This window comes from Ichthyobacterium seriolicida (genome assembly GCF_002369955.1).
GTDB classification, from domain to species: domain Bacteria; phylum Bacteroidota; class Bacteroidia; order Flavobacteriales; family Ichthyobacteriaceae; genus Ichthyobacterium; species Ichthyobacterium seriolicida.
This window is the reverse complement of record NZ_AP014564.1, coordinates 674,990-700,577: the sequence shown is the minus strand read 5'-3', so window position 1 is coordinate 700,577 and position 25,588 is coordinate 674,990. Positions and strand designations below refer to the sequence as shown.

General features: G+C 33.1%; 22 protein-coding genes and 1 pseudogene. 8 read left to right on the top strand and 15 right to left on the bottom strand.

Annotation, left to right across the window (positions count from 1 at the left end; genetic code table 11):
• Both JBKA6_RS02715 and JBKA6_RS02710 read right to left on the bottom strand, forming a co-directional pair.
• Positions 1-228: a DUF2795 domain-containing protein gene (locus JBKA6_RS02715; RefSeq protein WP_096685625.1), complete on the bottom strand. Its 228-nt coding sequence runs from the start codon at positions 226-228 to the stop codon at positions 1-3.
• 74 nt (positions 229-302) lie between these two features.
• The gene (locus JBKA6_RS02710) at positions 303-818 is read right to left on the bottom strand and encodes a cob(I)yrinic acid a,c-diamide adenosyltransferase (RefSeq protein ID WP_096685623.1); all 516 of its coding nucleotides are present in this window, start codon (positions 816-818) and stop codon (positions 303-305) included.
• Positions 819-1,300: 482 nt separating this feature from the next.
• Between JBKA6_RS02710 and JBKA6_RS02705 the strand changes: the two genes are divergently transcribed.
• The 4 genes from JBKA6_RS02705 (at position 1,301) to JBKA6_RS02690 (ending at position 5,396) form a co-directional block, all read left to right on the top strand.
• Positions 1,301-2,029, top strand: coding sequence for a potassium channel family protein (locus JBKA6_RS02705; RefSeq protein ID WP_096685621.1), 729 nt, complete (start codon positions 1,301-1,303; stop codon positions 2,027-2,029).
• A gap of 83 nt (positions 2,030-2,112) precedes the next feature.
• Positions 2,113-3,489, top strand: a complete 1,377-nt coding sequence (hisS, locus tag JBKA6_RS02700; RefSeq protein WP_096685619.1) for a histidine--tRNA ligase — start codon at positions 2,113-2,115, stop codon at positions 3,487-3,489.
• Positions 3,486-4,481, top strand: coding sequence for an NAD(P)H-dependent glycerol-3-phosphate dehydrogenase (locus tag JBKA6_RS02695; RefSeq protein ID WP_096685617.1), 996 nt, complete (start codon positions 3,486-3,488; stop codon positions 4,479-4,481). Before hisS ends, JBKA6_RS02695 begins: the two co-directional genes overlap by 4 nt.
• Positions 4,482-4,859: 378 nt before the next feature.
• Positions 4,860-5,396 (top strand): hypothetical protein, encoded by a 537-nt coding sequence (locus tag JBKA6_RS02690; protein ID WP_157776898.1) that lies wholly within the window; start codon positions 4,860-4,862, stop codon positions 5,394-5,396.
• Between the two features lie 230 nt (positions 5,397-5,626).
• Here the strand turns inward: JBKA6_RS02690 and gdhA are convergent, their stop codons facing one another.
• The 5 genes from gdhA to JBKA6_RS02665 form a co-directional block, all read right to left on the bottom strand.
• A complete protein-coding gene (gene gdhA, locus JBKA6_RS02685) occupies positions 5,627-6,970 on the bottom strand; it encodes an NADP-specific glutamate dehydrogenase (protein ID WP_096685613.1) in 1,344 nt (447 codons plus the stop codon).
• An 87-nt stretch (positions 6,971-7,057) separates the two neighbouring features.
• Entirely contained in the window at positions 7,058-7,879 is an 822-nt protein-coding gene (locus JBKA6_RS02680; RefSeq protein WP_096685611.1) for a hypothetical protein, read from the bottom strand.
• Between the two features lie 21 nt (positions 7,880-7,900).
• Positions 7,901-8,227: a nucleotide pyrophosphohydrolase gene (locus JBKA6_RS02675; protein ID WP_096685610.1), complete on the bottom strand. Its 327-nt coding sequence runs from the start codon at positions 8,225-8,227 to the stop codon at positions 7,901-7,903.
• 4 nt (positions 8,228-8,231) lie between these two features.
• A complete protein-coding gene (gene dtd / locus JBKA6_RS02670) occupies positions 8,232-8,684 on the bottom strand; it encodes a D-aminoacyl-tRNA deacylase (RefSeq protein ID WP_096685608.1) in 453 nt (150 codons plus the stop codon).
• A gap of 25 nt (positions 8,685-8,709) precedes the next feature.
• Positions 8,710-11,781: a glycosyltransferase family 117 protein gene (locus tag JBKA6_RS02665; RefSeq protein ID WP_172843097.1), complete on the bottom strand. Its 3,072-nt coding sequence runs from the start codon at positions 11,779-11,781 to the stop codon at positions 8,710-8,712.
• Between the two features lie 195 nt (positions 11,782-11,976).
• Between JBKA6_RS02665 and JBKA6_RS02660 the strand changes: the two genes are divergently transcribed.
• Positions 11,977-13,053, top strand: a complete 1,077-nt coding sequence (locus tag JBKA6_RS02660; RefSeq protein ID WP_096685605.1) for a 3-oxoacyl-ACP synthase III family protein — start codon at positions 11,977-11,979, stop codon at positions 13,051-13,053.
• Positions 13,054-13,275: 222 nt separating this feature from the next.
• Here JBKA6_RS02660 and JBKA6_RS02655 read toward each other — a convergent pair whose 3' ends face one another.
• Positions 13,276-14,370, bottom strand: a complete 1,095-nt coding sequence (locus JBKA6_RS02655; RefSeq protein ID WP_096685603.1) for a hypothetical protein — start codon at positions 14,368-14,370, stop codon at positions 13,276-13,278.
• 575 nt (positions 14,371-14,945) lie between these two features.
• Complete coding sequence (locus JBKA6_RS02650; RefSeq protein ID WP_096685601.1) at positions 14,946-16,022, bottom strand: hypothetical protein; 1,077 nt, start codon at positions 16,020-16,022, stop codon at positions 14,946-14,948.
• 225 nt (positions 16,023-16,247) lie between these two features.
• Between JBKA6_RS02650 and JBKA6_RS08150 the strand changes: the two are divergent.
• Positions 16,248-16,449 (top strand): annotated as a pseudogene (locus JBKA6_RS08150) (transposase); the annotation flags it as partial.
• Positions 16,450-16,627: 178 nt separating this feature from the next.
• A complete protein-coding gene (locus JBKA6_RS02640) occupies positions 16,628-17,590 on the top strand; it encodes an acetyl-CoA carboxylase carboxyltransferase subunit alpha (protein WP_096685596.1) in 963 nt (320 codons plus the stop codon).
• 44 nt (positions 17,591-17,634) lie between these two features.
• Here the strand turns inward: JBKA6_RS02640 and JBKA6_RS02635 are convergent, their stop codons facing one another.
• Positions 17,635-18,915: an adenylosuccinate synthase gene (locus JBKA6_RS02635; protein ID WP_096685594.1), complete on the bottom strand. Its 1,281-nt coding sequence runs from the start codon at positions 18,913-18,915 to the stop codon at positions 17,635-17,637.
• 11 nt (positions 18,916-18,926) lie between these two features.
• Positions 18,927-19,367 carry a Fur family transcriptional regulator gene (locus tag JBKA6_RS02630; RefSeq protein ID WP_394340191.1) on the bottom strand — a complete coding sequence of 147 codons (441 nt, stop codon included), beginning with the start codon at positions 19,365-19,367 and terminating at the stop codon, positions 18,927-18,929.
• A 165-nt stretch (positions 19,368-19,532) separates the two neighbouring features.
• On the opposite strand from JBKA6_RS02630, the gene gatB reads away from it, so the two are divergent.
• Positions 19,533-20,984: an Asp-tRNA(Asn)/Glu-tRNA(Gln) amidotransferase subunit GatB gene (gatB, locus tag JBKA6_RS02625; protein ID WP_096687347.1), complete on the top strand. Its 1,452-nt coding sequence runs from the start codon at positions 19,533-19,535 to the stop codon at positions 20,982-20,984.
• A gap of 47 nt (positions 20,985-21,031) precedes the next feature.
• Here the strand turns inward: gatB and pyk are convergent, their stop codons facing one another.
• The 4 genes from pyk to bshC are packed head-to-tail and all read right to left on the bottom strand — an operon-like array spanning position 21,032 to position 25,565.
• On the bottom strand, positions 21,032-22,483 hold the full coding sequence (pyk, locus tag JBKA6_RS02620; protein ID WP_096685590.1) for a pyruvate kinase: 1,452 nt from the start codon (positions 22,481-22,483) through the stop codon (positions 21,032-21,034).
• 53 nt (positions 22,484-22,536) lie between these two features.
• On the bottom strand, positions 22,537-23,424 hold the full coding sequence (gene dapA / locus JBKA6_RS02615) for a 4-hydroxy-tetrahydrodipicolinate synthase (protein ID WP_096685588.1): 888 nt from the start codon (positions 23,422-23,424) through the stop codon (positions 22,537-22,539).
• Complete coding sequence (locus tag JBKA6_RS02610; protein WP_096685586.1) at positions 23,421-23,933, bottom strand: DUF6913 domain-containing protein; 513 nt, start codon at positions 23,931-23,933, stop codon at positions 23,421-23,423. Before JBKA6_RS02610 ends, dapA begins: the two co-directional genes overlap by 4 nt.
• A gap of 57 nt (positions 23,934-23,990) precedes the next feature.
• Entirely contained in the window at positions 23,991-25,565 is a 1,575-nt protein-coding gene (gene bshC / locus JBKA6_RS02605; protein WP_096685584.1) for a bacillithiol biosynthesis cysteine-adding enzyme BshC, read from the bottom strand.
• Positions 25,566-25,588: the final 23 nt, after the last annotated feature.

The following is a 25,588-nucleotide window of genomic DNA, read 5'->3' as shown; positions in this document are numbered from 1 at the left end:
CTAATATTCCTCTTCATTCCACAAAAAGTCTTCATCTGTAGGATAGTCAGGCCATATGTCTTCTATGCTGTCGTATACAGCATCGGAATCATCCTCCTCTATAGCTTCAAGATTTTCTATAACCTCTAGGGGAGCACCTATTCTAATTGCATAATCTATCAATTCCTCCTTTGTAGCTGGCCAAGGAGCATCACTCAGATGAGAAGCTAATTCTAATGTCCAATACATAACTAATACTATTTTATAAAATAGTCGCGAAAGTACATATTAAAAATATACATCCAAAATATAACTATAGAAATTTATTTTTCCCAAAAAATCTCTCTGCCGTTAGCATTTTTTCTAGCTAACACGAATAATAAATCTGATAACCTATTGATATATCTCAATACTATTTGATACCGTTTAGCATCTTGATCTAATAGAACTATACTTCTCTCAGCTCTTCTGCATATAGCCCTAACAATGTGATAATGAGAAGATTCAACACTGCCCAAAGGAAGTATAAACCGCCTTAATGAAGGTAATTCATCAGAAATAGCATCTATCTCTCTTTCTAGAAAAATAATATCTTTCTCCTGTAGAGAACAACTAAAACTCTTATTCAAAGACGTTGCTAACATAGTCCCTACAACAAATAACTTATGTTGTATCTCAACTATAACCTCATTGCGATGTAATGAATTTATCAGGCCTAAATAAGCGTTTAGCTCATCTATCTCACCGCAACACTTTATCTGCAAATTAGATTTGCTAACCCTCTCAGAACCTATTAAGTCTGTGACTCCACTATCGCCTCTTTTTGTGTATATCTTCATCAACCAATAAAAATATTTGAGGGCCAATGTACACAAAAAATAAACTTAATAATCTGAGTTTCCATTGACTAAAACTGACATACTCTTAAAGCTAAGAGGTTTAAAGTTTTAGCACATCAAATAGCTCAAAATATATCTTTTTTTTATTATTTATTTCTGAATAATTATTAACCTAACTCATCTTAATAACCTGAGTTAGATTAATAATTTGTTTAGTGAAAATGTTTGTTTAGTGAAAATGCTTGAAAGCCTTGTATTAACTAGGGTTAAAGAAACTCGCATTTGTGATAAATTGAATGTTTTTGTGCAAAAAGTATCAGAATTCCATTAAATCGGCCTAAGTATACAAAAGAATTCCAATAACTACACTAGCAACCTCTTAAATCCCAATAAATTTAAAAGATTCAAGTGATTTTATTAATCGAACTCAGGTTAATAAGTACCTTTGGGCACCTTAAAAGTATTTTTTAAATGATAAAACTATGTCTAAAAAAGGGAAATTTGCCGTTATAGGATTAGGTCAATTTGGTTTTGCTATAGCCCGTACTTTAACAGAAAAAGGAGCTGACGTAATAGCTATAGATAACCGAAAAGAAGTAATAGATGAAATAAAAGATAAAGTGACTTATCCTGTAATGTTAGAATCTACAGATAAAAATGCTTTGATCTCTCAGGATATACAAAATATGGATGCCGTTGTAGTGGCTATAGGAGAAGATTTTCAGTCTTTATTGCTGACTACTTTCATACTTCAAGAACTGAATGTAAAGAGAATTATCTCGAGAGCCAATGGGGAAGATCAGAAGAAAATCTTAACCAAAATGGGGATTAAAGAACTACTTTCTCCAGAGGATGAGGTAGGCATTTCAGTAGCTCAAACACTTATTAATCCAGAATTGATAATGAGCATGCCATTGCCAAATGACTACGAAATAGTAGAAATTACCGCTCCAAAAAAAATAATCAATAGAAGCATAGAAGATATGGGTTTAAGACAAAAATATGAACTCAACTTAGTGACCCTTCTAAGGGAAGAAAAAATAGAAGGAGAACAAGAAAAAAGAGAAGGAGAAAGAGAGGAAGAAGAAATTAAAACAGAACATAACATTATAGGGGTTCCCGATAGTGATACCATTATAAAAGAAAATGATAGACTTCTGATTTTTGGCAAGATAAAAAAGATCGAAAGATTCATAGAGATAAATAAATAACTCTCTTTAAAAAATATAAATTACAACCCTATATTGAGGAAAACTCTTAAATACACAAATAAAAACATCCTCTTTTAAATAAAATGGCTACTAAGGTTAATACCCCAAAAGGGACTAAAGATATTTTACCAGATGAAATGGTAAACAGAAATTATGTCATAAACATAATAAAAAATCAATTTAAAAAATTCTGTTTTAACCAGATAGAAACTCCATCTATAGAGAATTCTTCCACACTTATGGGAAAATACGGAGAAGAGGGAGATAAATTAATATTCAAAATTCTCAACTCTGGGAACTATTCAAAAAATATAGACAAAAATCTCCTAGATAAACAGAATAAAGAAGATTTAAATTTTCTCACAAATACAATATCAAACAAAGCACTTAGATACGATCTGACCATTCCTTTTGCGAGATTTGTAACACAACATCAAGATAAACTCCATTTTCCTTTCAAAAGATATCAAATACAACCTGTGTGGAGAGCCGAAAAACCCCAAAGGGGAAGACTCAGGGAGTTCTATCAATGTGATGCTGATATAATAGGGTCTAAATCTCTGTGGCAAGAGGTAGAATTAATACAGTTATACGACCAAGTTTTCAACGATTTAAATCTAGATGTCACAATAGAACTAAACAACAGAAAAATCCTACATGGAATAACAGAGATAATTGGAGAAATAGACAAGATAACAGATATCACTGTAGCTCTAGATAAATTAGATAAAATTGGAGCTGAAAAAGTAAAGGAAGAGATATTATCTAAAGGAATAAGTAAAGAATCTGTAGACAAACTATCTGAACTGATATATATAGAGGGAGATAATCTAGAAAAGGTAAAAACATTAAAAAGAATACTCTCGACTTCAGAAATAGGGAAAGAGGGAATAAAAGAGTTAGAATTTATACTAGATGCCCTTGCAAATATAAAACTGAAAAGAGCGAAAATAGTTTTTAAAATAACTCTAGCTAGAGGCCTTAACTACTACACTGGAAGCATTTTTGAGGTTCGTTCAGACTATGGTGATATAGGTTCCATTGGAGGAGGTGGAAGGTATGACAACCTAACTGGAGTATTTGGATTAAAAAATATATCAGGCGTAGGTATTTCATTCGGTTTGGAAAGGATATATATGATTTTAGAACAATCTAAAATATTTGAAAAACTAGATAGAAATATCACTCAGGTACTATTTCTAAATCTTGGAGAATTAGGAGCTCTTGAGTCTATGAAATACATCTCTATATTGAGAGAAAACAATATAAATGCCGAAATGTTTCCAGATAGTCAAAACATAAAAAAACAGATTTCTTACGCCAACAAAAGAAATATCCCTTTTATAGCTATGATAGGAGATGAAGAATTAAAAAGTGATTTTATAACTGTTAAAAACATGTCTGAAGCAAAACAAGACAGATATACTATAGACGAACTGTTAAATATTTTTTCCTTATGAATAACACAAAAAAAGTGGCTGTTATAGGAGGAGGAAGTTGGGCCACTGCTCTAGTAAAAATACTTTCGGGAAATTTGGACCAAGTAGGTTGGTATATGAGAAATAACAACGCCATAGAGCACATATTAGAATACGGCACCAACCCTAATTATTTAAGCTTAGCAAAGCTAAATGTGTCTAAATTAGACATCAGCTCAGATATAAATGAAATAATTGAAAATTATAAACTCATAGTTTTTGCTGTGCCATCGGCCTTTCTGAAAAAAGAGTTAGAAAAACTCAATACCTCTTTAAAAGAAAAAATAATATTCTCTGCCATAAAGGGAATAATTCCTGAAGATAGAATTATAGTGGGTGATTTTTTTCAATTAAAATACTCTATAGACATCAAAAATATAGGAGTTATAACTGGGCCTTGCCACGCGGAAGAAGTAGCTTTAGAAAGACTTTCTTATTTGACAATAGCTTCTGAGAACCAAGCCAATGCAAAAGTAATGGCTAAATATCTGTCTTGCGATTATATAAAGACTATAATTTCCCATGATATCTTTGGAACCGAGTATGCTTCGGTATTGAAGAATATATTTTCAATAGCAGTGGGGATAGCAAATGGACTGGGGTATGGAGATAATTTCCAAGCAGTTTTAATGTCTAATGCTATAAGGGAAATGGATTCTTTTATAAAAAGGGTTCACCCTATAAATAGGAATATAAACGACTCTGCATATTTAGGAGATCTGCTCGTTACAGGGTACTCTCCCTTTAGTAGGAATAGAACCTTTGGAAATATGATAGGAAAAGGGGACTCTGTAGAGTCCGCTCAGAAAAAGATGAATATGATAGTAGAAGGTTATTATGCAGTTAAGAGTATATCCGTGTTAAATGAAAAATTGAAGATAAATATGCCCATTACGACTGCTGTGTACAATATTTTGTACAAAAATGAATCTCCAAAAAAGCAAATAGAAATTTTAACGAATAAATTAAACTAAAACTTCAGACACTATTTTTGGTGTTACTCCAAATGAGTTTTAAATCTTTAGAAGTTTATTATATTTATTCCTATTCTTTCCTTTACATTTGCGCCATACCCTGGAGGAGAAGCCCTACTTAAGTAGAGTTAAAATTACTTTGAGTATTTGGGGAGTTGTTATATACAGTTGATACCTTAAAAGGCGTTTTAAAATTCCGTCTTATAAAGAAATAGTGTAACAACTGATCGAAAAGGGGTTTTAAAAAATACGTGCGAAAAAGAACTAATATTAGTCTCAGTATAAATGGGTTTAAAAAATACCTACGAAAAGGAATTACTATTAGTCTTTTCACCGAATATAATTGCTCTTAAAAGTAAAAGATTAAATCAATAAACTATGTTAAAAAAAATATTAATATCCATATCCTCGTTAATTTTAGCGTGTTGTATGGGGTATAATGTATACACACCTGAGGATCATCAGAGAGATATAAAAATGGTAAAAAGCGGAACAATAGATCCGAATCTATTAGGTATTTGGATCGACATAACTATCCCTAATGATCCAAGTGATTCTACTATGCTAGAAATTTTTAGAAAAGATAAAGTATTAAATAAACAAGTTTTTTATAATAAAAAACTTAAAGAGTTTAGATGTGAAAGCTCTAAATTTGACGTACCTAATTCGTTTTGGTCAGTAAAAAGAAAAGGGTATTTTCATTGTGTATACGGTTACTTGCCACCTGGCAGAAATGTTATTTCTCGGTTAAGAGAAAAAAGATATATTATTAAAGATGGTATACTTCACACGGGGAATGATAGTGAATTATATTTTAGATCTAAAAAATTAGAAGATTACGATAAAGAGATGTATGATAAACTATTAAAAACAGATCTTCCTTGTATGAATTTGTCTACTATATATAGCGATTGAATATTAGGTGTTTTGGAATAGTCAAATTCATATAAATTTTATTGTATTTAATACTTTTAACTATTTGCGTTTTCCCCTTGGGGGATAGTCTCCCCACCCAAGGAGAGCTAAAACTAGTTTCAAAAACAAAAAAGAGAGGAAGCTGTCTCAAAACCGAGGCAGCTTCCTTTTTGTTTAAAAGTCTAGTCTCTTTTAGATCTTTTTAAAAAGGTCTCTCATTTTAAGAGTATCTAGACTAATCCTTGTGCTAACATGGCATCAGCTACTTTTACAAAACCAGCTATATTAGATCCCTTAACGTAATCTACAAAGCCCTTTTCATCTACACCGTACTCTATACAAGTATTGTGAATATCTTTCATAATAGACTTTAGCCTGCTATCTACCTCTTGTCTAGTCCAATTATATCTCAATGAATTTTGAGACATCTCTAATCCAGAGACAGCAACCCCGCCAGCATTAGAAGCCTTGCCTGGAGCATACAGCACTTTAGATTTTGTAAAGAAACTCACCGCTTCAGGTGTGGATGGCATATTAGCTCCTTCTACCACACATATTACACCGTTTTTGACTAAACTCTCTGCATCTTCTTGGCACAATTCATTTTGGGTAGCACAAGGTAGAGCTATATCACATTTCTCTGTCCAAGGTGTTTTAGATTCGTTAAATGAAACACCTGGATATTTATCGGCATATTCTTTTATCCTACCTCTCTTTACATTTTTCAACGTAATTATAAAGTCTAATTTTTCCCTATCTATTCCAGCACTATCGTATACATACCCAGAAGAATCAGACATTGTCAACACCTTGCCTCCTAATTCTATAACTTTCTCAGCTGCATACTGAGCCACATTGCCCGAACCAGATATTAAAACCTTTTTATCAACCATACTTGTATCTATACGTTTTAGCATATTCTCTGTAAAATACACTACTCCATAACCAGTAGCCTCTGGACGTATTAACGATCCTCCCCATTCTATGCCTTTACCCGTAAGCACTCCAGTGAACTCATTCCTGAGTTTTTTATACTGACCAAATAGATAACCTATCTCTCTTGCCCCTACACCTATATCCCCAGCTGGAACATCGTTATTAGACCCTATATGTCTATATAACTCTGCCATAAAACTCTGACAAAACCTCATCACCTCTAAATCTGATTTGCCTTTAGGATCAAAATCGGATCCTCCTTTTCCTCCTCCCATAGGAAGAGTCGTCAAGCTGTTTTTGAAAACTTGTTCAAATCCAAGAAATTTGAGAATACTTAAATTCACTGTAGGGTGAAAACGCAAGCCACCCTTATAAGGGCCTATAGCAGAATTCATCTGAACTCTATAGCCTCTATTTATTTGCACTTCTCCATTGTCATCTGCCCAAGGAACTCTGAAAATAATCACTCTCTCAGGTTCGACCATCCTCTCTAAAATTTTTCTATCCCTGTATTTAGGCTTATCTTTTATATAAGGTATTACAACACTGGCAACTTCGTGTACAGCTTGTAAAAACTCATCTTCATATTTATTACGTGCAGAGACGTAATCCATAAACTTTTTTATTTCACATTCCATTATAAAGGGTTTTTTATATTACAGGCAATTTTTAATACTTTATGAAAAAAATGATATTTAACATGAACATAACAAAAGTCTCATCTATCAGTAAAATTTATAACTCGTCGAAACAGACGGAGTAAAATTTAACCTTGTATGATATCCAACAGATAGATTTATATCTAAGGGAGAATATTTCATAGACACTCCAATATTATACGAGTCAAAATTACTATCTAAACCAATACGCACATAAACATATTTTTTTATAGAATGTTCCAGCCCCATTTGAAGACAAATATTGCTATACAACTCTTTCTGAAGTTGAGAATACAAAACCAAGTGAGAATTTATATTCCACTTAATACCCACTTGAAAATTACTTGGATATGATTTTTTGATATAACTGTGACTGTACTTATTTAATGTAGGATTTGAAATATGAACACCTATGGATAAATCATCATCAATTATAAATTGCAGCCCCATGCTAAAATAGAATAAATGCGACTTTTTAGTTGAAGTTATTACATCCAAAAATTGATAATACAAACCTATGCCTCCAAATATATTACTGTGTATCTTTTTTGCATATCCCAAGAATATTTTGTTTTCAGAGTATTTGTAAAAACCATAATTGGATAGTTCTACAGCAAAGACATTATTGGGATAAACATCAAAAGCTAGAGCAATACTCTTATTAGAAGTCTCTTTCAACGTAAACTTATTACTGTAATTCAGAGCTAGTCTCATTCCTGAAAACGAACATAGCCCAGAGATATTGTGATATAAAGAATAAAAAGAATTATCCGAAACCATAGCTCCAGCTAAAGACATTCCTTTGGCTTCAGTGTCTTTTGAGGTGTATTGCCCAAACGCAGCATTAGTAAATAGGAATAAAACATATACTACTCTGCTGATTTTCATAATTATAACTTAAGATTGTATCTATCTTATCTTATGATTATTCTTATGCCTATGGTGATCCCTTTTACCTTTAAAGTCTAGCATCTTATCAAAGGACTCTTGTAAATCCACTCCAGTTTGATTAGCTATACACAACAGTACGAAAAGCACATCTGCTAGTTCCTCGCCTAGATCTTTGCCTTTATCGCTTTCTTTTTCAGATTGTTCTCCATACCTTCTAGATATTATTCTAGCCACCTCACCTACCTCTTCAGTAAGTTGAGCCATATTTGTCAATTCGTTAAAATAACGAACGCCATGTTGCTTTATCCACTTATCTACTTCCTCTTGGGACTGTTTAATACTCATCTTATTATTCTCTGTTTCTAGAATCTATCCATATTGTAACTGGACCAGTATTTAATATATGAACATCCATATCTGCTCCAAATTCACCAGTCTGGACTTCTATTCCAGATATAGTTTTAAGTGTCTTTACAAAATCTTCATACATGGGAATAGAAAAGTCAGGTTTAGAAGCCCTTATAAAAGAAGGCCTATTCCCTTTTTTAACGTTACCATATAAGGTAAATTGACTCACCACTAATATCTCCCCATTTACATCTTTTAAAGAACAATTCATAAGACCCGATTTGTCATCGAATATTCTGAGGTTAGTAATCTTATTACAGAGCCAAACTATATCATCTTTGGTATCGGAGTCTTCCACACCCACTAAAACGACCAATCCTTTATTTATTTCAGATTTTGTGTTTCCGCCAATACTCACACTGGCTTTGGATACTCTCTGTATTAAAGTTCTCATTAATAATCAAAATAAAGTTTTTCAACTAGGCCTTAGATATTATCCTATCGTATATATCTTTAAAAACATTGTCGTACTCAGAATGCATCTCTGTATTGTAATCTTGTATACTCTCCAAAAAGGTTTTGAAATAGGTCAAATTCTTACGAACATCTTCAAAAATCATTCTAAACATATTACGATCAAAACTTATGTAATAATTTAGATTTTGAACTAGATTATCGGCATAGCTCCTCATTATTAAATCTCCAGTTTCTCTATCATCTATTTGATAGTACAACTCTGCCATACCCAATGTGAATATATTATTGCCATATATACTTATAGGAGCCTTATCCATACATCTGTCTAAAACTAGTTTAGCCTTTTCATTTTTGCCTTCTTCGACCAAAGCTGTAGCTAGTCTCAAGAAAACAGATCTAGTCGTCAATGATATTATCCTAGTGCTGACTTCGTCTAAATAGGTATTTGGATCCTCTCCATTTCCCCATCCAAAATTCATGAGGTTTTTATACAATATATCGGTATTAATTCTACCGAATGAACCAAAATTTATCTTCTCCCTATCTGTTTTTATGGGAACTAACTTATAGGTCAATCCCTCCAACTGAAGATAATCAGACAAATACGTAAAATCTTCATCTCTATATCCTGAAGTAATAGTGAAATATATAGGACGTGTCCATTTCAATTCATTTAAAATATCGAAAATTATCATGTCCTTTTTTTCTATGCCACTACTCTTTTTTGGAATATTTATGTCTATCTTATCTAATATGAGGTGGGCCTCCTCTTTTGATACAATTCCGTGTTTTAAAACATTTTCTTTTTCAACGGGTATTCTTATCTTTCTGACAGGGGAAAAGTACTCTTGGGTATTTCCAGATCTCAACTTAGTCTCCTTAGAATCACTCGTGATCCACTCCATAAAATTTGACAATGGCCACCTCAAAGAATCGATAATTCCGTATTTGTCGTAGAAGTATATTATGTTTCTCTTGTTTTTGACATACCTCTCCTTAGGTATTCTAGATGGAATACCCTTCCCTTCATAGGTATCTCTTTTTGCTTGATCTATATGCCAATCAGTATTTAACAAACTCAAATTAACACATTTTACATCCGTTCTATAACCCTCTACCTCTTGCATATACCAAAGGGGATAGGTGTCGTTATCTCCCAGTGAAAACAAAATGGCATTTTCTGCACAGGAATCCAAATAATTTTTAGCTACATCTCTGGTTATGTACCTATTAGACCTATCGTGATCATCCCAGTTTTCCTTAGCCAATATTCCAGGGACAGCTAATAGACAAATAACAATAGTTAGAATAGAAGTGATTTTTTTATTTAAATACTCTCTAGCCCTATCTATCAAGAAGAATACTCCAAAGCCTATCCAAATACAAAAGGTATAAAAAGAACCAACTAGAGCGTAATCTCTCTCCCGTGGTTCAAAAGCTTTATTATTGGTGTAAACCGTTATAGCTATTCCAGTGAATACAAATAATAACATAACACTGTAAGCTCTGTTTCTATCACTTTTAAAGTGATAAAATAAACCTAGTAATCCCAACATAAGAGGTAAGAAATAATAAGTATTTCTAGATTTATTGTTTTTCAAAGAATCAGGCAAATTATCTTGAGGACCTAAGCGCATCTCATCTATAAATGAAATACCACTAATCCAATCTCCATTTATAAGATCCATATTACCTTGAAGATCATTCTGTCTGCCTGCAAAATTCCACATGAAATAACGCAAGTACATATAACTAACTTGATACTTTAAGAAGTACTCTACATTCTGAAAAAAAGTAGGCTTATCCCCCTTGTTTTTCATCAAGCTAGGTACTATGGATTTGTAATTTTGTATACTGCCAGGAGAGCGATTTCCCATCCTAGGAAAGAATCCCATATGCTTTTTATCTATAACGGGTTTAGCATCTTTTCCATCTTCTACTATTACGTATTTATTTGTTTTATAATCTCGTTGATAATAGACAAAGCCATCTTGATAAGGGGTCTCCTTATCTAATTTTATACCTCCTTCATAAGCCGTATACATAGGGCCGTACAAAATATTCAATTCTCCGTACTGATCTCTGTTGTAATAAGACAAAAGCTCTACAGCGTTGTTAGGTGGAGACTCATTTATAGGAGGTTCTGCATTAGACCTTATAGGTAACATCAACCACGATGAAAATCCCAATATCATAAATGTAAGAGAGATAAAAAATGTATTTAATTTAAACTTCTCTTTTCTCTCAGAATAGACTACTCCAAAGGCTAATATTGAAATTATAACTACTGCGGCTATTATCGTTCCAGAATTGAAAGGCATCCCTAGGGAATTTGTGAAAAATATCTCTGCCCAATGAAAAAATTTTAAGATGGAAGGAAATATAACTCTAAAGACAGTAGCTAATGCAAAAACCACTAATAGATTAGCTAAAATAAACTTTTTGATACTGTCGGTTATACCTTTATCTCTCTTAGATAAGAATACGAATACCACGGCTGGTATAGAAAGCATTACAAGCATATGGACACCTACAGAAAGACCTATGATATAGGATATTAATACTATCCACTTGTCAGATCTTTGGCTGTCATCCAAATACCATTTGAGCGATAGCCAAAAAATCATAGATATGAACATCATCCCCATGGCGTACACTCCAGACTCCACAGCAGAAAACCAAAAAGTGTCGGTAAAAGTGAAAGCTAGAGAACCAACTAGTCCAGAACCTATTATTTTGATTATATCACTATCGGATAGATCTTCTTTCCCTATAGCTATTTTAGTTAAAGAGGTGATCGTCCAAAAAAGAAAAAGAATTGTAAATGCACTGGATATAGCAGATAGGGAGTTGACCATCAAGGCTATTTTTGTTGGGTCTCCAAATGAAAATATAGAAAAAAATGCAGCTATAATCTGATACAACGATGAGCCTGGAGGATGCCCTATCTCTAATTTTGAACCAGTGGCTATATATTCTCCACAATCCCAAAAACTAACGGAGGGCTCCATGGTCAACAAATAAACCGATAGTGATATAAAAAATACAACACAACCCGATATGTTATTAATCAATTTATAATGGCTCATAAACCTTTTCATTAACTTTTCTCTAAAGCAAGCAAAGGTATATTTTTAGAATTAAAAATATGACAAAAACTACCTGTAAACGATAGGTGAGGATTAGTTGTGTGAGACTTAATATTAAATCCTACTGATAAAAAATACTTTACTTTGCATCTCAATCAATTTTCTTAGACAAATTAACTAATGCCAAACATTAATGCCATTATAAGTGGAACAGGACACTATCTGCCAGAAGTAGTTATAAAAAATAATTATTTTATCAATTCTTCTTTTCATATGAGTGATGGAACTCCAATAGAGACACCTGTAGATAAAACAGTAAAAAAACTAGAAGATATTACTGGGATAAAAGAGCGCAGATATATAAAGGATGATCAAGTAAATTCAGATATAGCTGCCATAGCTGGAAATAGAGCTTTGGAAGATGCTGGCATAAACCCCGAAGATTTAGAATACATAATAGTGGCACATAATTTCGGAGATATACAAAAAGAAGTTGGCTATTCTGATCTGATGCCTTCTGTATCTAGTAGAGTTAAGAATAAAATGGGGATCAAAAATCCTCTTTGTATCCCTTATGATATGATTTTTGGATGTCCAGGTTGGGTGCAAGGTGTTATAATGGCTAACCAATTTATAAAGGCCAAACAAGCTAAAAACATCTTAGTCATAGGCTCTGATACAATGTCTAGATTATTAGATCCACATGATAGAGATTCTATGATTTTTTCCGATGGAGCTGGAGCAGTAGTAATATCTGCCCAAGAGAGTAATACAGAGAGAGGAATCATAACACATAATGTAATCTGTAACCAGAGAGAAGAGCTAAACTACCTGTATGAAGGGGCGTCTTTCAATAAGGATTTCTCAAAACAAAAATTGATGATTCATATGATGGGAAGGAAGATTTATGAATACGCTTTAACTAATATCCCAATAGCCGTAAAAAGCATGTTAGACAGTGTAGATATGCACATAGATGATATCTCTAAAATGCTTATTCATCAGGCCAACGCTAAAATGGATAGCTCTATACTAAAGATATTGATGAATCTGTACGGCAAAACGACTATCCCAGAATATTTTATGCCTATGATAATAGAAAAGACAGGGAATTCATCGGTGGCTACTGTGCCAACTATGTTGGATATGATTTTAAAAGGATCGATGCCTAATCATGAGATAAAGGAAGGAGACAATATAATATTCACTTCTGTAGGAGCGGGCATGTTTATCAATTCTATACTTTACAAGATGTAAATATCTTGAATATTTTCAGCATTTATAACAGTTTAAGTTATGTTCTTAAAAAGAAGAAGAAGCTGTCTCAAAACCGAGACAGCTCTTTTTATTTACACACTTTACGTGATAGTATCTTAAAAAGGAAACTAAAATAGCTCTCTAATATCAAAAATTAAAAAACCGCCTCATTTCATTAATGAGACGGCTTCAAACTGTTAACTTAATTAATCTTCCTAACTACTAAGAAGGTGCAGTTGCATTAATAGTTAACTTATAATGCTTTTTAGTCGTTCCATCTTGAGCTACCACTCGGAATGTATAACTCTGAGGGGTTGAGTTACTAGCACCCCCTTTAAGATCTGTAGTGTTAGCTGCAGTGGCAGCATTAGATTTCTTCTTTCCAGTAATTGGATTAACATCAGCAGCAGTATTAGCAGTAGAGCCAGGAGTGTCATCAACCTCAATATAAGCCCCATCAGGCAGTATTAACGCATCTGCTTTGAAGTACTTTGTAGAATCAACTCCAGCAGTATCAAGCTCCCCACCTGCAGGATATGCAGTACTAGCTTTCCCTTTCCTAAGCTCAAACTCTATCGCATTAGCAGCGCTATCACCGTTCTTACTACTATTACCAGCAGCATAATGCGCAAACACCTTAGTCCCAGCTGCAGGCGCAGTAGCAGTCTGATTAAATGAAGCTTTAGCATTAGCACCAGTATCAGCAACTATAAACCCAAACCCCCTTTGTTTTATCTCACATTCGTCAGATTTATCATTAGAGAATTTAACAACCACAGTATATTTTTTTACTGAGGAAGTATCTCCAGCTTTAGAGAATACGAGTTCTTTTTTGAAAAATCCAGCTTCTAATTTCTCTTTAGTAAGCTCTGCTGTAGGTATTTCAAAAGGGATTTCTGCACTAGTTCCTGTAATAGTAGTCCTCCCTAAAGTAACGCCTTCAACAGCAGATTTAAAAGTAATAGTAGCCTTAGCTGTAGCATTAGTTTTTAAAGCTTCAAAGTTCGCATTAAAAGGGAGTTCTACATTAATAACACTATCTCCTACTATATTTGCAGCTGCGATTGTAAACTCAGTCGGATATCCGTTAGTAGGTGCACCTGGAGCAACATTTTTTCCTTTAGCTCTAGCGGGAGTTGTTGTAACAAATAACTTTTCGTAAAATTCAGAAACATCATCTCCATTTAAATTCTTACTCTTCTCAAACTTCACAGAACTAATCTTTAGTTCTAGGGCTTTCTCGGATGCCTCATCCGATTTAGAACAAGAGAAAACTACCAGACCAAGGGTTAGTAGTGATAAAAGGTTTTTAAACATTTTTTTTAGATTTAAAATTTAACAATTAATAAACTTCTCATTTACTATATGAGTAGACAGCAAAATTAATGCTAATTTTTTAAAGCTTTCTTTGAAGGGAAAAAATATTTGATGGATGTGAAGAAAATATTTCATGACAGAACTCACTACGCGGCAATGGAAGAACTTAATTTGGAAAAACACTGACCAACGGCTGTCCAAAATAATTTCTTATATATCTGAGTTCGATTAATACTTTACTTACGTTAAAACAATCAAAAGCCTTGAATTAACTAGGATTAAAGAGAATCATATTTGTGATAAATAGAATGTTTTTGTGCAAAAAGTATCAAGTTTCAACTAAATCACCTCATAAGCATAAAAGGACTTCAATAACCACACCAATAATATCTTAAACTCCAATAAATTCAAAGGATTCAACCGTCTTTATTAATTGGACTCAGGTTGATAGTGTCTTAAAAAGGAAACTAAAATGTAGCGCTAAATACCAAAAATTAAAAAACCGCCTCATTTCATTAATGAGACGGCTTCTAAACTTTAAACAAAGCAATTAATCTTCCTGGTTCTCCTAACTACTAATTAGGCGCAGTTGCATTAATTGTTAGCTTGTAGTATTTTTTAGATCCATCTTGAGCTACCACTCTGAATGTATAACTCTGAGCTGTAGTTGCAGTACTAGAATTCACTTTAAGCTGCTGACCATCAGTATTTGAGCTACTATTTCCAGTAATTGGATTAACATCAGCAGCAGTATTAGAAGTAGAGCCAGGAGTGTTATCAACCTCAATATAAGCCCCATCAGGTAGTTTTAAAGCGTCTGCTTTAAAATACTGACCAGAAGTAGCCCCATTAGTCGCTGCAAGCTCCCCAGCAGCATCGCTACTTTTCCCTTTCCTAAGCTCAAACTCAAATGGTTTAGTTTGTGATCCGTCTTTATCACCATTACTAGGAGTAACATAATGAGCTGCTATTATTTTTCCAGCTGTAGGTGCAGTGCCATGTTGATTAAACGAAGCCTTAGCATTAGCACCAGTATCAGCAACTATAAACCCAAACTCACCTTGTTTTATATCACATTTGTCAGATTTATCATTAGAGAATTTAACAACTACAGTATATTTTTTTACTGAGGAAGTATCTCCAGCTTTAGAGAATACGAGTTCTTTTTTGAAAAATCCAGCTTCTAATTTCTCTTTAGTAAGCTCTGCTGTAGGTATTTCAAAAGGGATTTCTGCGCTAGTTCCCGTAATAGTAGTATTCCCTAAAGTAACGCCTTCAACAGCAGATTTAAAAGTAATAGTAGCCTTAGCTGTAGCATTAGTTTTTAAAGCTTCAAAGTTCGCATTAAAAGGGAGTTCTACATTAATAACACTATCCCCTACTATATTTGTAGCTGTGATTGTAAACTCAGTCGGATATCCGTTAGTAGCTGCACCTGGAGCAACATTTTTTCCTTTAGCTCTAGCGGGAGTTGTTGTAACAAATAACTTTTCGTAAAATTCAGAAACATTATCTGCATTTAAATTCTTACTCTTCTCAAACTTCACAGAACTAATCTTTAGTTCTAGGGCTTTCTCGGATACCTCATCCGATTTAGAACAAGAGAAAACTACCAGACCAAGGGTTAGTAGGGATAAAAGGTTTTTAAACATTTTTTTTTAGATTTAAAATTTAACAATTAATAAACTTCTCATTTACTATATGAGTAGACGGCAAAATTAATGCTAATTTTTTAAAGCTTTCTTTGAAGGAAAAAAATATTTGATGGATGTGAAGAAAATATTTCATGACAGAACTCACTACGCGGCAATGGAAGAACTTAATTTGGAAAAACACTGACCAACGGCTGTCCAAAACAATTTCCTATATACCTGAGTTTGATTAATAATTACTTCTGGCAATTAAATTTCTACATCACAAGGACTAATGAAGATGATAGAACACCATTAAAAAATGAAGGTTTTTTTAGCTAAAATATTCGGAAAACTTTTTGTAGATAAAATGATTGACAAATTATTACTCGGAAAGAGATCTATCATAAAAACTATCAATGATAAGCTTAAAAATATCTGTCAAATATAAAAACGTATGTAATCCCTATTTTAACTCAGTTTATTAATCGAATTCAGATTAAGAAGTTTATCAATCGATCTCAGGTTCTTAGACAAAGTTTAAATCACAAACTCTTTGAAAAGACAAAATCATTAAATTGAATATTTTTTACTTAAGTTTGCTGGTTCACAATTTTTTTTATTTTATGGAGTATCTAGATTTTGAAAAACCTATTAAGGATTTGGATGAACAATTGAATAAATGCAAACTCTTAGAGGAAGAAAGCAAAGTAGATATGCGCGACTCCATTATCAAACTAGAAAAAAAATTAGACAAAGCCCTAAAGGACTTATATGCTAATACCACTCCTTGGCAAAAAGTTATGATCTCTAGGCATCCTTGTAGACCCTATACTCTGGACTATATAACTGCTATAACCGACGATTCTTTTATGGAAATCCATGGAGATAGAAATTTTAAAGATGATAAATCTATAGTTGGGGGATTGGGAAAAATAGATAATATTCCATTTATGTTTATAGGTCATCAAAAAGGCGTAAATACTAAAATGAGACAGTATAGAAATTTTGGTATGCCCAACCCTGAAGGATATAGAAAGGCTCTTCGTTTAATGAAACTAGCTGAGAAATTTGATATTCCAGTCGTCTCCTTTATAGATACGCCAGGTGCATTTCCTGGTATAGAAGCTGAAGAAAGAGGTCAAGCAGAAGCCATAGCTAGGAATATAAGTCAGATGTCTGTTTTAGAAGTTCCTATAATTTGTGTTATAATAGGTGAAGGCGCTTCTGGAGGAGCATTGGGAATAGGAGTGGGAGATAGAGTTCTAATGTTAGAAAACACTTGGTATTCGGTGATATCTCCAGAGAGTTGTTCCTCTATTTTGTGGAGGAGCTGGGACTATAAAGAAACTGCTGCTGAATCTTTAAAATTGACCGCTTCGGATATGAAAAAAAATAATTTGATAGACAATGTAATAAAAGAACCTTTGGGAGGCGCTCATAGAAACCGTAAAGAGATTTTCAAAACGGTAAAAAAAGAGATACTAAAACACTTCAAAGCTATAAGTAATTTATCCTCAGAAAAACGTATAGATCTCAGGGTTAAAAAATTCTCTTCTATGGGAGTTTTTAACGAAGGAAAAAAATAAACAAGTAACTACAACTACTAGCTTATAATTAAGCTAAGTTAGATTTAAGCAAAAATAGTCTGGGTCCTATTAGGACCAACGGAAATTATTTTAATAGGAACTTCTACGGCTTGTTCTATATAGGAAATATATATTTTGAGATTTTCTGGTAAATCACCAACCTCATTAATATTGGTAATATCACTGCCCCATCCTTCAAATTCTCTATATACTGGTTGTATATCCTCCTCCATATCTGATAATGAATACGGCAAGTAATTTATTTTTTCTCTCTTGTAATTATAATGTGTACAAACTTTTATGGTTTCAAAGCAACTCAAAACATCTACTTTCATCATAAACAATTCGGTAACACCATTTAATGCTACAGCGTATTTTAAAGCTGGCAAATCTAACCAGCCACACCTCCTAGCTCTGCCAGTGGTCGCCCCCACTTCTTTGCCAATCTCAGCCATCTTTTTACCATAATGATCATCTATTAATTCAGTAGGGAAAGGCCCGCTACCCACCCTTGTGGTGTAAGCCTTAAAAACGCCTAAGATGTTTTTTATCTTATTAGGAGCAATGCCTAATCCTGTGCAGGCTCCAGCAGCCATAGTATTAGATGATGTAACAAAAGGATATGTCCCAAAATCTATATCTAATAAAAACCCCTGAGCTCCCTCTGCTAGAATTTTTTTCCCCTTTTTTAACTCTTCATGGATAAATATCTCACTATCTATTAAAGTGAGTTGTTTTAACAATTCGATGTTTTCTAACCACTCCCCTTTTAACTTATCTAAATCAAAATCTAGTTCTACATCGAAAAAATCTATCATCCTCTTATGTTTTTCCATAAGAGAATTGAGCTTTTCTTCAAAATTTTCAGATTCTATGTCTCCAACCCTCAATCCATTTCTCCCAGTCTTATCCATATAAGTAGGACCTATTCCCTTTAAAGTGGATCCTATCTTATTTCTCCCTTTAGAAATCTCAGAGGCAGTATCTATCAACTTATGTGTAGGTAGTATCAAATGTGCTTTTCTAGATACGTATAGCCTACTGTATATATCTATATCATATAGTTTTAACTTATCTAACTCTGCATTGAGAATTATAGGATCTATAACGACTCCGTTTCCTATTATATTAATAGAGTTTTTGTGAAAGATTCCAGAAGGTATAGTGTGTAAAACGTGTTTTACATTATCGAACTGTAAGGTGTGACCCGCATTAGGACCTCCTTGAAATCTAGCTATAATATCGTATTTGGAAGTTAGTATATCTACTATTTTACCCTTACCCTCATCCCCCCACTGAAGACCTAAAAGTAAATCTACACTCATTTAAATATTAATTATTTAGTTGCTTTTCTTTTGCCGTAAAAATAAAGAGAATGACTTTGGATTTCTATATCCATTAAATCCTCTATAGTGTCTTTTATGGTTTGTATCCTCGGATCACAAAATTCTATTATCTCTCCAGTATCAGTACATATTATGTGATCGTGATTTTTATTGAAAAAAGATTTTTCGTATGTAGTTTGGTGCTTTTCAAATTGATGTTTCCTAACTAGGCTACACTCCAATAAGAGCTCCATAGTATTGTAAAGAGTAGCTCTACTTACCCTGTAATTCTTGTCTTTCATTAAACTGTACAGAGCATCTATATCTAGGTGCTCTTGGGAAGAATACATCGCCTCTAAAACGGCATATCTCTCTGGTGTTTTCCTATGTCCTTTTTTCTCTAAGAATCTTGTGAACACGTTTTTTACTATTTCTAAGTTCTCTTGTGTCATCACAATAAAACAATCGGATCTTAAGCTATGGGTTTAAACCGCTAAATTATAGTTTTTAATTTTATCCAAAAATATTTTTTGCTCATAATATTTATTGAACTAGCATGATTATTAAATCAATAACTTTGAGCCCGATAAATTATTTATTTTAAGGAATCGTTAATGATGTCAACAGATAAGTATGAAGCGGTAATAGGTTTAGAGATTCACGTTCAATTAAACACCAATACTAAAGCTTATTCCTCAGATAGAAATATATTTGGATCATTGCCAAATACCAATGTAAATCCCATATCCTTAGGTCATCCAGGCACTCTCCCTATCCCTAATAAAAAGGCAATAGAGTTTGCTGTAAGTTTAGGTCTAGCTTGTGGATCTAAGATTAGTAGATATAACGAGTACGCTAGAAAAAATTATTTCTATCCAGATCTTCCTAAAGGATATCAAATCACTCAAGATAGATTTCCTATATGTACTGGGGGGACAGTGAAGATAAAAAATTCCAATGGAGAAGATAAAGAGGTTCAGCTCACTAGGATCCACATGGAAGAAGACACAGGAAAAAGCATTCACGATATAGATCCTTTCAGTTCTTTGGTCGACTTAAACAGAGCAGGTGTGCCCTTGTTGGAAATTGTGACCGAACCAGATTTTCGTTCCAGCAAAGAAGCCTATATTTTTGTAGGAGAACTGCGTAGACTAGTTAGATATTTAGACATATCTAATGGGAATATGGAAGAGGGCAGTCTGCGTTGTGACACCAATGTTTCAATCAGATTAAAAGGAGATCCCATTTTAGGAACTAGAGTAGAGGTCAAAAACATGAACTCTATCAGTAATATAGAAAGAGCCATAAATTTTGAAATTGAAAGGCAAATAGGAATAGTAGATGGTGGAGGTAAAATTTCACAAGAGACCAGAACTTGGGATGCTGTAAATGGCAAATCTGTAGTAATTAGAACCAAAGAAGATGCACACGACTACAGATATTTTTACGAGCCAGATATACAACCTATAGTTATTGAAGAGGATTTTATAATAGGCATAAAAGAAAGTCTTCCACCCTTACCAAGTGAATTGATAGAAAAATATACAAGTGAGTTAGGGTTATCTCTATACGATGCTCAATTGCTTACAGACACCAAAGAGATAGCTATGTATTTTGAAGAACTTATAAAACACACATCTAATGTTAAAGCTTCAGCTAATATCTTGATGGGAGTTATAAAATCTCACCTAAATGAAAGGGCTATAAGTATAGATGATTTCCCTATTTCTCCAAAAAGAATAGCCGATTTAATTCATTTGATAGACACTGGAAAAGTGAGTAATTCGGCAGCTACTATAAAAATATTTCCAAAAATGTTGGAGAATTTGGACAAGTCACCTATGGACTTAGCTAAAAATATGAATCTAATACAAGACAGCAATGCAGATAATATCTCTCTCCTTGTAAAGGAAGTTTTAGACAAATACCCTAAAAAAATCGAGGAATACAAAGGTGGGAAAACAGGCCTATTAGGCATGTTTATGGGAGAAATAATGAAATTATCTAAAGGGAAAGCCGATCCTAAATTAACCCAAGAAATACTAAAGTCACATCTAGATAAGATGTAACTTTAGTAGAGTTCATTATTAATTAGGTCTAGTTATTCTAATAGTATTTACTCTTTCCCTTTTGTGCAGTTGCATATAAGTCTAGTTATTCTAATAGTATTTACTCTTCCCTTTTTATGCAGTGGCATGGAAGACATATTTACTACTAAAGCATTCTTTCTTACTATTTTGTTTTTAAGACAAAACTGATTTACCTCTTCAACAGCTTGGTCGGTACTTACATCTTTATCGTAAAAAAAAGCTCTGACTCCCCATAGTAGATTTAGCCTAGTGAGTAGATTCCTATTGGAAGTGAAGGCTATTATATGAGCATTGGGTCTATACGATGAAACCTTATAAGGAGTGTAACCAGAATACGTAAAAGCTATTACAGCTTCTGCTTTAATCCCCTTGGCCATAGAAGAGGCATTATAACATATGTAGTCTGTAACATATCCCTCGCTAGACTTGTCCTTTGGTTCTTGTGTAAAATTTCTAATACTTTCATCTTCTTCCACAGATTGTAAAACTTTTTTCATCTGTTCCACAACTTCTACTGGATGCTTCCCTACTGAAGTTTCAGCACTTAACATAACAGCATCACAACCGTCTAACACAGAATTAGCAACGTCGTTTATCTCTGCCCTAGTGGGAATTAAATTGTCTATCATAGACTCTAACATCTGAGTGGCTACTATGACAGGTTTGGCTTTTTTCTTCGCCTTAAGAACTATCTTTTTCTGTATCAAAGGAACAGATTCAGCTGGAATTTCAATACCTAAATCTCCACGAGCTACCATAATGGCATCTGTGACCTCCAATATAGAATCTATTTTTTCTATAGCCTCTGGCTTTTCTATCTTAGAAATTATAGGAATAGAAGAATTGTGCTTTTTTATTAATTCACTTAATTCTAATACATCTTTTTCATCTCTCACAAAAGAAAGAGCCAACCAATCAACTCCTAACTTCACAGATAAAATGACATCTTCTATATCCTTAGGAGTTAGAGCTGGTAGAGATACCTTTGTATTGGGAAGATTTACCCCTTTATTAGATTTCAACTCTCCCCCTTGTAAAACCTCTGCCTTTACTTCGCCCAACCCATCTGTAGATACTACATTAAAAATGAGTTTTCCATCATCTAATAATATCCTTTCGCCTACTTTCACATCCTTAGCAAAATTTTTATAAGTCATAAATACTTTTTCGCTATCTCCTATGCACTCTTGGTTTGTAAACAACAGCACATCCTTTTTTTTTATAAAAGTCCCTTCTTTAACAGTACCTATTCTCAATTTAGGACCTTGTAAATCCGATAAAATAGATATGTTTAAATTATTTTCTCTATTTATCTTTCTTATCTTCTCGACAAAATTCTCCATCTGCTCGTGTGAAGAATGAGAACAATTGATTCTAAATACATTTACTCCAGCACGAATCATCTTTAACATAATTTTTTCATCGTCGGAAGCAGGCCCTAAAGTGGACACTATCTTTGTCTTTTTTTGAAACATCATCTTTATTATAGTTTTAAAATTGTATTGTAGTTTCTTTGATCAATTAATTTTTACTAAACTTTTAAGCTCTGTACAGCATGAGATAATTTACTTTTGAGGTTATCTGTAGCCCCCACCAAGGGAAGTCTCATCTTATCTGTCTTAAAAATCCCCAATAATTTTAGTAGATGTTTTATCCCTGTGGGATTTCCCTCTTCAAATATTAAGTTTGAGATATTCATGAGTTTATACCATATCTCATTGGCTTTTTCATAATTGTTATTTAAAGAATTTTCCACCATTTGAGTAGTCTCTTGAGGATATGCATTTGCTATAACAGAAATACATCCTCTGGCTCCTACCGATATCATAGGGATAGTAAGTCCATCATCTCCTGATATTATTTTCATGCCTCTTGGAAATTCATTTATCACATTCATACAGTTGTTAATATGTCCTGAAGCATCTTTTATAGCTATGATATTTTTAAACTCTTTACCAAGCCTAACTGTTGTATCTGGATGTATATTAGAACCCGTTCTACTTGGAACATCATATAATACAATATCTATAGGACAATTTTCAGCTATTGACTTATAGTGTCTGTATATACCCTCCTGTGAAGGCTTATTGTAATGAGGAGATGAAGACAAAATAGCAGAGAATTGACTTAAATCATAAGTCTTTATTTTCTTTACTAGCACCTCAGTATTATTGCCAGCCATTCCAAGGACCATAGGCAATCGATTGTCATTCACCTTTTTTATGAAAGCTATGAGATCCTCTATTTCTTTAGAAGTTAAAGAAGGATACTCAGAAGTAGTTCCGCACACAACTAAATAGTCTACATTGTTAACTGTGTGTTCTATTAATTTCTCCAGAGAATCATAATCTATTTTCAAGTCATCTGAAAAAGGAGTAGTTAAAGCTACTCCTACCCCCTCAATATTGAAATTCTTCATGATAAATTTATAATCTTTAAATATTTTTTCACTTCGTGGGCTATTCCCTCTTCACCCATATCAAACATCATATCGTAGAGGTGTTTTTTATCCATTTGTATATTGCCTATTCTCAGCCTAGCATGAGAGAATTCAACTGCCATATCTGTGTATTTATTACCCTCTGAAAGATCTATCAACAAGTCGAAATCCGTCTTTATGAAATTTGTCAATTCCACATCTGTGGGAATACCAAAAAAACAACTAAAACTCTTTTTGGAACAAAAAATATGAGATTTGGAACTTTCAATATTACTAGCATTCTCTTGCACAAAAGAAAAAAATGTAGCCTGGGAATTTTTAAAATTTAAGACACCTAAAAAAGATTGGGCTTTTTTAAAATCAGTATCTCCCTCTTCAGCTATAATAGCTACTTTTTTAACTTCATTATAGATAAAACGACTAAATATATTAGATGGCCTGATTCCAAATTTCTTTCTAAGCCAAAATCTCTTTATAGTGTTTATCATCTAAAATATGATTTGTCAAGGCAGTTTACTTCTTTCAAAAGTTTTTGATAAAAGTAATTATATATCGGATATTAATGCGAAATATTTGAAATCCATTGGATTTATATTTTTTTCTATATCAGATAAAAAGACACAACTATCTTCATACAATTCGAAAAAATTAGAACATCTCTCTTGTAAACCATTATTTGGAAATAATTCTTCTTTTAAATTTTCTATTCTCTCTACTAAAGAGTGATTCACTTTTCGTTCTGCTCTATATAATCGTCTCTCTAGTTTTTTTAACCCTTTGAGCTGTTTAGCCTCCTGAGCTAATACGGCTTGATAAAAAGTTATATTCGTTTTTTTAGATTCTTCTTTGAGTGTACAAAATATGTCTCTTAATTTTGAAACCTGATCGGATAACACTTTAGACACATGATGATTATCAATATCTAAACTGGCATTTATTATCTCTCTAGAAGTTAAAAAAATATCTCTGTCACAGATATTTAGCTTTTTCATTTTATGGTATTGTTTTTTGGTAAACACCAAAACAGAGTTTCGCACTTTCAATATTGGAAAGGGAATTTCGAAATAATTGAAATTATTTTTCAATTGTAACCAATACGATATTTCAGTAGCCCCTCCCATATAACATAAATTTGGCAATATGACTTCCTGATAAAGAGGTCTCATTAAAACATTAGGGCTGAATCTTTCAGGATTAGATTCTAATTCTTTGATTATTTCTCCTTCTGAAAATTCTATATCAGTGTTTAATACTTTATATGAATCCCCTTCATATACTATCCTCTCCCTGATGTCATCTTTGAGATAAAACAGATTTATATCCCTAGGATTTACCACAACTCTGTATTTCTTTGGCATATCATCTATGGTTTGATTGACATTTTTATATGTCACTTGACCTAATAACTCTCTCTTAAAATAAGAGATCATTTGTTTTTTGAGTTGTTTTTGATCAGGATCTAATATTAACAGTCCATATTCCCCAAACAAATTATTTATCAAATATCTAGTAGCCTGAGACAGATTCTTATGAGTGAAATAAGCCTCTTTGAAAACATCAAAAACCTTTGTCGGAAGTGCAGTATTTAAGATCTCTTCTAATTGTTCTTTTAATTCCCAAGTGTCAAATCTTCCTACAGCCCCAGTTTGAGTGGTATTCCATTTAAATGTGCTGCCCCTAAAATTAAAGTGATTTATCTCTTCGAAATCATGGTCTTCTGTAGCCATCCAATAGACTGGAACAAAATTGTATTTGGGATATATCTCTTTTAAATGTTTAGCCAATAAGACTGCATCCATAATTTTGTATATGAAAAATACAGGTCCTGTAAACAAATTTATTTGATGCCCAGTAGTAATGGTGAAGGTATTTTCATCTTTTATAGAGTTTATATTTGCTTTTGTCAAAGAAGAAATCTCAGTATTTTTATACTGATGCGTGAATACCTCAGCGAGTAAAGCCCTATTAACAGGGTGATTTTTCCTATACTCTATTTGTCTTTTAACGTTTTTTACAGAGGGGTAGTTTTCATAAAGTCCAGATATATTTTTGTCCTGATTTACATAATCTAATATCAAGGGACTAATTCCTGGTATATCACTTACTTCTACAGAAAACATATCAGATTAAGAAATTTTGCTTC